This is a genomic window from Gordonia sp. (in: high G+C Gram-positive bacteria), assembly GCF_047606305.1.
Lineage (GTDB): Bacteria > Actinomycetota > Actinomycetes > Mycobacteriales > Mycobacteriaceae > Gordonia.
Window position 1 is genome coordinate 1 of the sequence record NZ_JASGER010000028.1, and the last position, 10,669, is coordinate 10,669.

Genomic DNA, 10,669 nt, shown 5'->3' on the forward strand with positions numbered 1-10,669 from the left:
ACCGCACGCCGGCGCCGACGCGCGCGGTGCGCTCGCCCGGGTCGACCGTGCAGGTGTCCAGCGCACCGGTGCGCACCAGGATCGACCGGTCGCCGACGGGGGTGCCGCCGTGGCCGGTGGCGAAGACGGCGACGGTCAGGCCGTGCGCCGCGGCGAAGCGGACGGTGGTCGCGATGTCGTCGGCGTCGGCGGCGTCGACGACGGCCGTCGGTCGGCGATCGACGGCAACGTTGAAGCCGACAGTGGGATAACCCGGGTCTGCGGGACCGTGCACCTCACCGCGTACGCGCCGGCGGAGGTCGTCGAGGTCGGGGGCGTTGTTGGCATCGTTCATGGTCTTCTCTCTGGTCGGTCGTGCCCGCGGGCGGCGGTGCGCCGGCGGGGAAGCCCCTTCTCGGGCCGCGACTCAACGGTCGCCCGGGGTCCTTGCAGACCACTTGGCGACGACTTGGAGAACCGGAATCAGTGCGCCAGCAGGGCGCTTGCGGCCTCGACCACGGACTCGATGCCCAGCTCGCGGGCCTGCGCCTCGATGTCGCCGAGCGTCTGGCGGTAGGTCGGCGAACCGGGGTCCAGCCGCGCCTCCAGGAGGCGGCAGCGCAGGATCGACGGCACGCCGTCGCCCTTCTCCGCGAGATCGCGGGCCCGGACGAGCTGCGCCTTCGCGTCGTCGACATCGCCGAGCAACAGCGCCAGCTCCGCGAGTTGGAGGGCGACCGGGCCCACGCAGCCGACGTGGCCGGTGATGGCGATGCAGTCGCGGAAGTCGTACAGGTAGTCGCGCAGCGGGGGCGCGTACTCGACCAGACCCAGTCGGGCCACCACGCCGGCGAGCAACACCGCGTTGCTCAGCGAGGTCCACACCATGGCACGGTCATCGGCCACCCAGCGCCTGACCATCGACTCGGCCAGTTCGCGATCACCTTGCGCACCGGCGATGGCCGCGACGCCGGCCGCGAGCAGGACCATCACCTGGTTGTCGGTGAACTGTTCGAGGATCATTCGGGCCCACTGCACCGGGGACAGGTCACCGGTGTCGAGGAATTCCCCCAACACACCCTGCTCGGTGGCCAGCGCCATCATCGCCAGGGCGCTGCTGCCGGCGACGTAGAGCTGGGTGTCCTCGTGCACCGCGACCGCCGTGCGGAACTGCTCCCTGGCCAGCTCGAAGTCGCCGTGCCAGACCGCCAGGGAGGCCTGCATCCACCGCAACTGCGCACGGACGATGGGCAGCCGCAATCGTTCACTGCCGACGATCGCCCGGCGCGTCAGCTCCTCGGTGGCGGCGATGTCGCCGCGGATCATCGTGGCCTCGGTGAGCAGGGTGTCGACGATGACGTTGTCGACCTCGCGGCCGGGGTGCGTCAGGCCGCGCATCTGCTCGGCCCACCGCAGCGACTCCTCGGCGAACGGGGCGACCCCCGAGTAGGTGATCAGTTTGGCGAGGACGACATCGGCGGTGATCGCGTCGTCCCGCAAGTCGTCGGCGATCGCAACGGCACGGGCGAGCAACCGGGCCGGCACGTCCGCATCCGTGGAATAGCTCTCCCCGATCCCGGTCGCGGCCAGGACGCGCGCCAGGCTCGGCGCATCGCCGGCGACGAAGTCCACGGTGTCGGCCAGCACGGCGCGCAGGCTCTCGTTGTCCACGTGCGGGCCGATCCACGGCCACGCCCCCGCCGCCCGGATCAGCGCGCTGGCGACGCGCCCCGCGGTCGTCGTCGTGCCCGACCGAATCGCCCGGTTGAGTCGATCCTCGGCGGTGTGCAGGACCTCTTGGAGGTGGCCGGCCCGCCCCTGCGCGGCCAGCAGGTCGACGAGGAGGTCGTCGATGTCGGCGGCGTCCGGGTCACTGGTCTCCCGGGTCCGCAGCGCGGCGTCGAGCCAGCGCGCGGCGCTCTCGGAGTCCCAGTGGTGGATCGCGTCGTCGGCGGCGGCGCGGCAGGCGGCGACGACGGCCCCGGCATCGGACACGGGAACGGCGTCCAGCAGGTGTGCCGCGCGGCGGGCTTTCGCGTCCGCCGCCGACGAGGACGCCAGTGCGTCGGCGACCTTGAGGTGGATCCGGCACCGGCGCAGCGGGCGGATGGTCGCCAGCACCTGGTCGCGCAGCAACGCGTGGGCGAAGCGGGTGCGCCCGTTGGCCGGGTCGGACACGAGTATCCGTTCGTCCACGGCCTCGTCGAGGATGTCGGCGACCTCGTCGAGGTCGCGCCCGCACACCGCGGCGAGCAACGGCACGTCGACCTCCTCGCCGACCACCGCCGCGTGGCCGATCACCTCGAGCACGGCCGGGTCCAGGGAGCCGAGCCGTCGGTCCAGGACCGATCGCACCGCGTCGGGGACCATCTCCGCGCGCTGCTGCTCGACCGGCAGGCGGGCGAACTCGGAGACGAACAGCGGGTTGCCGTCGGTGCGGCGGGCGAGCACGTCCAGCGAATCGGGGTCCAGTTCGGCGTCGCCGACCTCGCGGACCAGGCGCGCGATCCCGTCCCGGTCGAGGCTCGGCACGGCGATCATGGCGCCTCCACCGCGGGACACAGCCTCGCGGTAGCGCTCGACATCGGGCCCGCCCTCACCGTCGCGCAGCGTGGCCACGACGGTCACCGGCACGTCGCGCAGGACCGTGACCAGGTAGGACAGCAGTCCAAGCGTCATCGGATCGGCCCACTGGACGTCGTCGACGATCACCAGAAGCGGACAGTCGCCGGCCGACTTCTCGACGAGCCGCTGGACCCGCTCGTAGACGCCGAACCGCATCGTGTCGGCGCTCGTGCCCTCGGGCACGGCCAGGACGTCCTCGGGGTCGGCCCCCAGCTCTCGGCACAGTTGCCGCAGCGGCCACCACGCGGGCACGCCCTCGCTGTCGGGACAGCGCACCCAGACGACGGTCTGCCCGGCCTCGGCGGCCAGGCCCGCGACCTCCTGCGCCAGGCGCGTCTTCCCGATGCCGGCCGGTCCGGTCAGCACCGCCCACCGGGTCTGCGGGTGCAGGGCGGCCTCGCGCAGCAGGGTCATCTGATCGCCGCGGCCGACCAGTGGAACCGCGATGGGCGCATCGCCGCCCGGAGTGGCGGCGATCGGCGGCACGGCGGCTTCGGTCGGCGATTGGACCGGCACCGCGCCGGACCAGTGCGCCGGTCGCGGCCACGCGGCGATCACCGGGTCCTGGCGCAGGATGGCACCGTGCAGCTCGACGAGTTCGGCACCGGGATCCAACCCGAGCTCGTCGTCGAGGCGATGCTGGTGACCGGTGAACACCTCGAGCGCCTCGGCCGCACGACCGGCCCGGTACAGCGCGACCATGTGCAGCCACACCGCCCGCTCCCGAAACGGTTCGGCGGCCCGCAGGGCGACGGTCTCGGCCAGCGCGGCGCCGACGTCCCCGTCGGCGAGCAGCGCGCTCACGTGGGTCTCGCGGACGGCCGCCATCGTCTCGCGCAACGACTGGGCCTCGGCGGCCAGCCAGTCGGCCCCGTCCGCCTCGCCGCCGAGGAGTTCACCGCGCCACAGCGCCGACGCGGCCTCCGCCTCCGCCAGCGCCTCGTCCCAGCGGCCGTCCTCGCGGGCCGCGCGGGCGGCACGGGCATGGCCCAGGAAGTCGACCAGGTCGACCCCATCGTCACCGACGTCGAGCCGGTAGCCGCCGGCCACCCGTTCGATCGGCGAACGGTCTCCCGCGGCACCGCGCAGCAGGCGCCGCAGATTCGAGATGTAGGCCTGCAGGCTGGTCGTCGCCGCCTCCGGCGGGTCGTCGGGCCAGACGGTGTCAATGAGGCGGTCGACCGAGACGACCCCGCCGCGAGCGGCGAGCAGCGCGCCGAGGACGACGCGCTGCTTGGGTGGGCCGAGTTCGACCGCGGCCCCCTCGCAGCGCGCCTCCAGCGGACCCAGAACCGCGTACTCTCGCGCCACCAACGCTCCTACTCCCCGACGTTCGTCAAAGTGTAAGCGGGATCGAGGATCTCGCGGGAGGCCGCAAGGCCGTCATCGCCCGCAGCCGCCTCGCCGGACGTCGCCCGGGCCCGCCGCATGGCCACGGCGACGACCACGCCGCCGACCAGGGCCACCGCGGCACTGCACCACAGTGCGACGTGCAGCCCGTCCACGTAGGCCTCCGGCGACCCGCCGTGCAACACCGACCGGGCCGGGAAGAAGGCGCCGAGGGCGGCCACGCCGACGGCGATACCCGATTGACGGAAGGCGTCGTTGATGCCGGCGGCCAAGCCGGAGTCGTCACTGCTGGTCTCGGCCAGCACGACCCCGCTCATCACCGGGTTGAAGACACCGGCGCCGACCGCGGCCAGGGTGAAGCCGCCGACGAGCTCCCAGCTGCTGCTGTCGGTGCCACAGGTCGTCATCCATGCGAGTCCGACGGCGACGGCGACCATGCCGCCGGTCAGCAGCGCCCACGGGGCGACGCGACCGAGGATGCGGTCGGTGATCCCGGCGGCCACGAACATCGCCATGGTGCCGGGCAGGTAGACCAGGCCGGCGCCGATCGCGGACAGCCCGAGGACGCCCTGCAGGTAGATCGTCGTGTACACGAACACGGCGAACATCGACGCCGAGATGGCGAAGGTGGCGACCTGCGCACCCGCGAAGGAGGGGTTGGCGAACATGCCGAGCGGCATCATCGGGGCCGCCACCCGGCGCTCGACCGCCACGAAGACCACCAGTGCGACCAGCGCGAGCGTCAACGCGCCCAGCGTGAGGCCGTCGTCCCACCCGCGCGAACTCGCCTCGAACAGGCCGTAGGTCAGCGCGGCGAGGCCGACCATCACCGCCAATTGGCCGGCCCAGTCGCCACGGCGCGGCGCCGTGCTGCGCGACTCGGCCACCCAGCGGGTGCCCAGCAGCATGGCCGCACCCACCGGGACGTTCGCCAGGAAGATGGTCCGCCAGTCGAGCGTGTCGGTGAGGACGCCGCCCAGCAGGGGGCCGACGGCGAAGGAGCCGCCGATGGTCGCGCCGTAGGCGGCAAGGGACTTGCTGCGCTCGACCGCTCCCGGGAAGGCGTCGGCCAACAGGGCCAGCGATGTCGCGAACAGCAGCGCCGCGCCGAGTCCCTGGACGATGCGGGCGGCGTTGAGCGTCACCATTCCCGGTGCCACGGCGCAGGCCGCCGACGCCACGGTGAACACGACCGTCCCGACGAGGAAGACCCGGCGGCGCCCGATGCGGTCGGCCCAGGCACCGGCGGTGAGGACGATTGTCGCGAGCGCCAGCGTGTAGCCGTCGACCACCCATTTGAGGGCGTTCATGCCGGCGTCGAATTCCCGGGCGATCGTCGGCAGTGCGGTGTTGACCACCGCGATGTCGAGCATGAGCATCGCGGTGGCGGCGCAGACGACCGTCAGGGTGATGCGTTGGGACCGGCTGAAGCGGCCCGCGGGTGCGGACATGAGAAGACTCCTCGTCGTCGATGTGTTGTCGACGAGAAGGGTGTCCGGGCGCGCTTGGAGCGCCCTTGGCGGCCGCTTGGCGCGGTCAGCCGATTTCGAAGGTGACGGTCGTGAAGGCGCCCGACGTGCGTTCGACGACGGTGATCGGGTACTTCGCCGGCACCGTGTAGCGGCGGTTGGGGAAGGCCGCCGAGCCCTGGCACGCTGTCGACGGATACATCGGCCACCGCTGGCCGGGGAAGGTCACCTCGATCCGGCAGCGGTTCCCGGGGACCGCGGCGCCCTTCGCGTTACGCGCCGACCAACTCACCAGCGGTGCGTATCCCCCCGAGCCGCCGATGTTGCGGACCGCGGCGACGACCTTGGTGACGCTCCCGCGGGGCGCGAGCTTGCCCGGCGGCGGCGCCTGACTGCCGAAGTCGCCCAACGGCGGGGCGAACCTCGCCTGCGCCGGAGCGGCGCCGACGGCCATCGCCACGGCCGCCGACACGACCACCGCGCCCACCCTGTGCTTCATTCTGGTCCGCCTCCTCGCCACCGGGTCTGCGCTCGAGGCTAACAAGCACGCGGGCCCGCCGATCGGCGATCGGCGCGCAACGCGGCGCGGCGTGGGGAACTATTCGGTCCCGGTCACTCGATCCGGAAGGACTTCGACCCCGATGCGCCGGAAACCCGGTCGACGACGCTGATCGTGTACGCGCCCGGCTTGCGGTAGATGCGGTCGCCCACGCCGACCTCACCCTGGCAAGCGGCGCTCTTGTAGGTCGCCTTGGTGGTGCCCGGGAACTGGATCTCGATCTGGCAGTTCTGGCCCTTCACCTCGGCGTTGGACCGATCGCGGGCCGACCATTTCACCCACGGGGTGAAGCCGGTGTTGTACAGGTCGGGGCCGTGCTGCTCGCCGAACCGCTTGGTCACGGCCACGGTGAGGCGGGCGACGCCGTTGCGGGCGTTCGGATTCGGGTGAATCGGTCCGGCACGGGGACCGCCGTCGACGGGCAATCCCGCTGCGCGCCAATCGAATCCGACCGGTGGTCCCGACCCAGGACGACGGCCTCGGCGGCGCGGGCGTCGGCCCTGCGGTCGGGCGTGGGCAGGTGCACCGGGTGGGCGGTCACGGTGATGGTCATCGCCCGCACCGCGATGATCCGGCGCAGGGTGTCCACCGGCGAGTCGTCGCCGATGAACGCCGCCGCCGGACAGTGGTGGCCGTCGTCCTCGGCGAAGGTCAGCGTGATCGGCATGATCGGCGAGCCCGCGGCGTGGGCCGCGCTGAAGAAGGCCGGGCGGAACCGTCCCCGGTCGGCGCCGCACCAGGTGGTGCCCTCCGGGAAGACGGCCACCGCGCCGCCCGCACGCAGGGCGTCGGCAACGCGGTCGACGGTGGCGGGGAGCTCGCGCAGGGACGCGCGGCGGATGCCGATGACGCCGACGCGGCGGGCGAGTGCGCCGAAGCCGGGCATCTGCAGGACCTCGGACTTGGCGACGAAGCGGGCCGGGGCCACGGTCGCGATCGCGAGGATGTCGAGGAAGGACACGTGGTTGGCCACGATGAGACCGCCGACCGGGAGCCGCGGATCCACCTGCTCGGGACGGTCGCCGAAGCGTCGGTCGTCGACGACCACCGTCACGCCCAGGGCACTCAGAATGAGGCGCGACGACCAGGCGGCCAGGCGGTGTCGGCGCTGCGGCGCCACCCGCCAGGCGACCGGGGCGAGCGCGGCGAGCATCAGCGCGACGGCCAGCAGTCGGACCACGCGCATGACGGTCCGCAGACGACCGGCGGCCGTCCGCGGCGGCCGCAGGCAGTCGCCGTTGCACTCGGCGACCGGGTACCAGGCGTGGTGCGTCATGTCAGGCCTGCTCGCTCAGCCGGCGGACGGTGTCCCGCAGGCGCTGGCGGTAGCGCGTATCGGCCTCGTCCGAGCTGAGCACGGTGAGGAAGTCGCCGCAGTCGAAGACCGGGTCGATCGCCGGTTCACCACACACGCGCGCACCCAGCCGCAGGTAGCCGCGCAGCAGTGGCGGCACGATGAGCCGTTCGGGCGGCGCGATGTGGTCCAGGCGCGCCCCGTCGACGATCGACCCCCCGTGCGGGAACACCTGCCAGGGTGCGCGGTGACGGTTGCGCAGTTCGTCGCGGATGCCCCGCAGGGCGCTGCCCCGCTCGGCCCCCGGAGTCGACAGCGGCACCGACACGCAGCCCATCAGGTGCGAGTGGCCGGTCTCCTCGACATAGGCCAGCACCGCCGCCCACATCAGCGCGGTCACCGAGCCGTTGCGCTGCCCGACCGCGACCGCGGCCCGCCCCATCTCGACGGTCCGCGAGGCGATCGGGTGGAGTTCGTCCAGGTCGAACTCGCCGGCGCTGTACCAGCCGCCGGCGGCGATCGCACGCAGCGGTGAGAGCAGCCGGGCACAGCCGACGAGGTCCCCGGTCTGGTCGTCGCGCACCAGGAGGTGTTCGCAGTAGTCGTCGAAGTAGTCGGCGTCGCGGCGCGTGACCGGGTCGCCGATCGCGGAGGAGAAGCCCGACTCGGCGGTGAAGACCTCGTAGCGCAGGCGCTGGGCCGCCAGGACGTCGTCGGCGTCGGTGGAGAGCCAGACAGAAAAGCCGCCGCCTGCGAACAGGCGACGGCTGGTGGTCGTGGTGGCCGCGGGATCCGAAGGCACCGGGGCGACGGTGGGTTCATTCATCACTGTCATGAGGCCCATGGAATCGGCGGCGGGCGACGCCGAGGCCTCCTGACCGTGACGTGTCGGAGTCGTCGAGGTGAATTGCGCCCCCAACGCGAACCCCCGGCCAACCTGTGGGGTCGGCCGGGGGTTCGGCGGGTGAACAGCGCGCGGTTTACTTGCGCTTCTTGATCTCCTCGGTCAGCTGCGGCGCGACGTTGAAGAGGTCGCCCACGACGCCGAAGTCGCTGATCTCGAAGATCGGCGCTTCCTCGTCCTTGTTGACCGCGACGATGGTCTTCGACGTCTGCATGCCGGCGCGGTGCTGGATGGCGCCGGAGATGCCCAGCGCGATGTACAGCTGCGGCGACACGGTCTTGCCGGTCTGGCCGACCTGGAACTGACCCGGGTAGTAGCCCGAGTCGACGGCGGCACGCGAGGCGCCGACGGCGGCACCGAGCGAGTCGGCGAGCTCCTCGACGACCGAGAACTTCTCGGCGCTGCCGACGCCGCGGCCACCGGAGACGACGATCGACGCCTCGGTCAGCTCGGGGCGGTCGCCACCGACGTTCGGCTCCACACCGGTGATCTTGACGGCGTTCTCGGCCTGCGCCGGAACCGCGATGTCGACGCGCTCGCCGGCACCCGCGGACGGGGCGGCCTCGACGGCACCCGGGCGCACCGAGATGATCGGCACGTCACCCTTGGCCTGGGCGTCGACGGTGAAGGCGCCACCGAAGATCGAGTGGACGGCGTTGCCGCCCTCCTTGACCTCGATGACGTCGGCGAGGACACCGGAACCGAGGCGCACGGCCAGGCGGCCGGCGACTTCCTTGCCGTCGGTGTTGGCGGCGACGATGATGCCGGCCGGCGACGCCTGCTCGGCGATCGTCGACAGCACGTCGACGACCGGCGAGACCAGCACGCTGCCGGCCTCGTCGGACTCGGCGACGTAGATCTTCTCGGCGCCGGCCGCGGCCAGGTCGCCGAGGATCGCATCGGCCTTGCCGGGTGCGCCGACGACGACCGCGGACGGGGTGCCGAGCGCACGCGCGGCGGTGATCAGCTCCGAGGTGACCTTCTTCAGCCCACCCTCGGTGTCCCGCTCCACGAGAACGAGTACTTCAGCCATGTTTTCTCTCCTGAGGTTTCAGATGTCGATTGGGAGGGTGGGACTAGACGATCTTCTGCGCGACCAGGAACTCGGCGATCTTGGTGCCGCCGTCGCCCTCGTCGGTGACGCGCTCGCCGGCCTGCTTGGCGGGCTTGGGGCTCACCGAGGAGACGGACGTGGCGGCGTTGGCCAGGCCGACCTCGCCGGCCTCGACGCCGATGTCGGCGAGCGAGACGACGGCGATCTCCTTCTTCTTGGCGGCCATGATGCCCTTGAAGGAGGGGAAGCGCGGCTCGTTGATCTTCTCGTTGACGCTGACGATGGCCGGCAGCGAGCCCTCCACGGAGAAGATGCCCTCGTCGGTCTCGCGCTCGCCCTTGAGGTTCTCACCGTCGACGGTGAGCGAACGCAGCGCGGTCAGGTGCGGGAGCTCGAGGAACTCGGCGATCATGGCCGGAACGGCACCCACGCCGCCGTCGGTGGCCTGGTTGCCGGCGATGACCAGCTCGACGCCCTCGACGGTGCCCAGTGCACGGGCCAGGGTGTAGGCGGTCTGGACGGCGTCCGAGCCGTGCAGCGCGTCGTCCTGGATGTGGATGGCCTTGTCGGCGCCCATGGACAGCGCCTTGCGGATCGCCTCGGTGGCCTTGTCCGGGCCCGCCGAGAGGACGGTGACCTCGCCGCCGTTGGCCTCCTGGATCTGCAGCGCGGCCTCGACGGCCTTCTCATTGATCTCGTCGATCACCGGGTCGATCTCGCGATCGAGGGTGAAATCGCCGTCGTTGAGCTTGCGCTCCGAGCCAGAGTCGGGCACCTGCTTGATGAGTACGACAATGTTTGTCATGGGTCTACGTCGACCTCCTGCATCGGGTGAGGCGTCTTACCAGCGGGTAAGGCCATTAGGGTCGCCCAACACTCTAACGTGTCGCCCCCGCGGCGCGAACGCGGTGTACCTCACATTCGACGCAGTCGCGCCCGGGCGTTTGTCCCGACGGCCTCCGCGGGGCACACCGACTCCGGGCCGGGGTCAGGAGACGACGTTGGAGGCCAACGAGACCCCGAGCAGAAAGCCGCCGACGGTGAGTGCGGTGCCCAGCAGCGGCCAGAGGAACATGACCCGGCGGCGGACGGCGGACGCGATCACCCCGGCGAGGATCACGGCGACGCCGAGGCCCGCGCCGCCCCAGGACACGAGGTAGGCCCAGCCGACCAGGTCGGTGCGGCAGTTGGTCGCCGAGCACCCGTCGGTCGCCATTGCGAAGAACAGGGTGAGGTAGGCGGCCAGCAACGCCGCGGTGAGCCCGATCAGGCTCAGTACGACGGTGGCGACGAGGTCGGCGATCCGCGCGGCCCCCATCGGGCGGCGCGGGGCCGGGACCGGCGGATACGGGTACGGGCGGGGCGGCGCGGGCACGGGAGTGTGGTCGGTGGTGATCGTCATGTCTTTCATCGTGCCGACGGCGGCGGGTCGCGC

At 72.0% G+C, this 10,669-nt stretch carries 10 protein-coding genes; all 10 read right to left on the reverse strand.

The window, feature by feature from the left end; translation table 11 throughout:
* The coding region (locus QM634_RS04445; RefSeq protein ID WP_415041565.1) for an FAD-binding protein at positions 1-334 on the reverse strand (334 nt) is incomplete at its 3' end.
* Positions 335-462: 128 nt separating this feature from the next.
* Positions 463-3,915, reverse strand: coding sequence for a BTAD domain-containing putative transcriptional regulator (locus QM634_RS04450; protein WP_415041566.1), 3,453 nt, complete (start codon positions 3,913-3,915; stop codon positions 463-465).
* Positions 3,916-3,923: 8 nt separating this feature from the next.
* Positions 3,924-5,405 (reverse strand): MFS transporter, encoded by a 1,482-nt coding sequence (locus QM634_RS04455; protein ID WP_415041567.1) that lies wholly within the window; start codon positions 5,403-5,405, stop codon positions 3,924-3,926.
* Positions 5,406-5,490: 85 nt separating this feature from the next.
* Positions 5,491-5,922 carry a hypothetical protein gene (locus QM634_RS04460; RefSeq protein ID WP_415041568.1) on the reverse strand — a complete coding sequence of 144 codons (432 nt, stop codon included), beginning with the start codon at positions 5,920-5,922 and terminating at the stop codon, positions 5,491-5,493.
* A 113-nt stretch (positions 5,923-6,035) separates the two neighbouring features.
* A complete protein-coding gene (locus QM634_RS04465) occupies positions 6,036-6,329 on the reverse strand; it encodes a hypothetical protein (protein WP_415041569.1) in 294 nt (97 codons plus the stop codon).
* Entirely contained in the window at positions 6,320-7,258 is a 939-nt protein-coding gene (locus QM634_RS04470; RefSeq protein ID WP_415041570.1) for a lysophospholipid acyltransferase family protein, read from the reverse strand. Before QM634_RS04470 ends, QM634_RS04465 begins: the two co-directional genes overlap by 10 nt.
* 1 nt (position 7,259) lies before the next feature.
* On the reverse strand, positions 7,260-8,111 hold the full coding sequence (locus QM634_RS04475; protein ID WP_415041571.1) for a GNAT family N-acetyltransferase: 852 nt from the start codon (positions 8,109-8,111) through the stop codon (positions 7,260-7,262).
* Positions 8,112-8,256: 145 nt separating this feature from the next.
* Complete coding sequence (locus tag QM634_RS04480) at positions 8,257-9,213, reverse strand: electron transfer flavoprotein subunit alpha/FixB family protein (protein WP_415041572.1); 957 nt, start codon at positions 9,211-9,213, stop codon at positions 8,257-8,259.
* Positions 9,214-9,256: 43 nt separating this feature from the next.
* The gene (locus tag QM634_RS04485) at positions 9,257-10,039 is read right to left on the reverse strand and encodes an electron transfer flavoprotein subunit beta/FixA family protein (RefSeq protein WP_415041573.1); all 783 of its coding nucleotides are present in this window, start codon (positions 10,037-10,039) and stop codon (positions 9,257-9,259) included.
* A gap of 183 nt (positions 10,040-10,222) precedes the next feature.
* Positions 10,223-10,636, reverse strand: coding sequence for a hypothetical protein (locus tag QM634_RS04490; protein WP_415041574.1), 414 nt, complete (start codon positions 10,634-10,636; stop codon positions 10,223-10,225).
* Positions 10,637-10,669 lie beyond the last annotated feature (33 nt).

Coding starts and splice junctions, on each gene's coding strand:
- QM634_RS04480 (WP_415041572.1), bottom strand. CDS start 9,213: ATGGCTGAAGTACTCGTTCTCGTGGAGCGGGACACCGAGGGTGGGCTG.
- QM634_RS04460 (WP_415041568.1), bottom strand. CDS start 5,922: ATGAAGCACAGGGTGGGCGCGGTGGTCGTGTCGGCGGCCGTGGCGATG.
- QM634_RS04475 (WP_415041571.1), bottom strand. CDS start 8,111: ATGACAGTGATGAATGAACCCACCGTCGCCCCGGTGCCTTCGGATCCC.
- QM634_RS04470 (WP_415041570.1), bottom strand. CDS start 7,258: ATGACGCACCACGCCTGGTACCCGGTCGCCGAGTGCAACGGCGACTGC.
- QM634_RS04455 (WP_415041567.1), bottom strand. CDS start 5,405: ATGTCCGCACCCGCGGGCCGCTTCAGCCGGTCCCAACGCATCACCCTG.
- QM634_RS04490 (WP_415041574.1), bottom strand. CDS start 10,636: ATGACGATCACCACCGACCACACTCCCGTGCCCGCGCCGCCCCGCCCG.
- QM634_RS04485 (WP_415041573.1), bottom strand. CDS start 10,039: ATGACAAACATTGTCGTACTCATCAAGCAGGTGCCCGACTCTGGCTCG.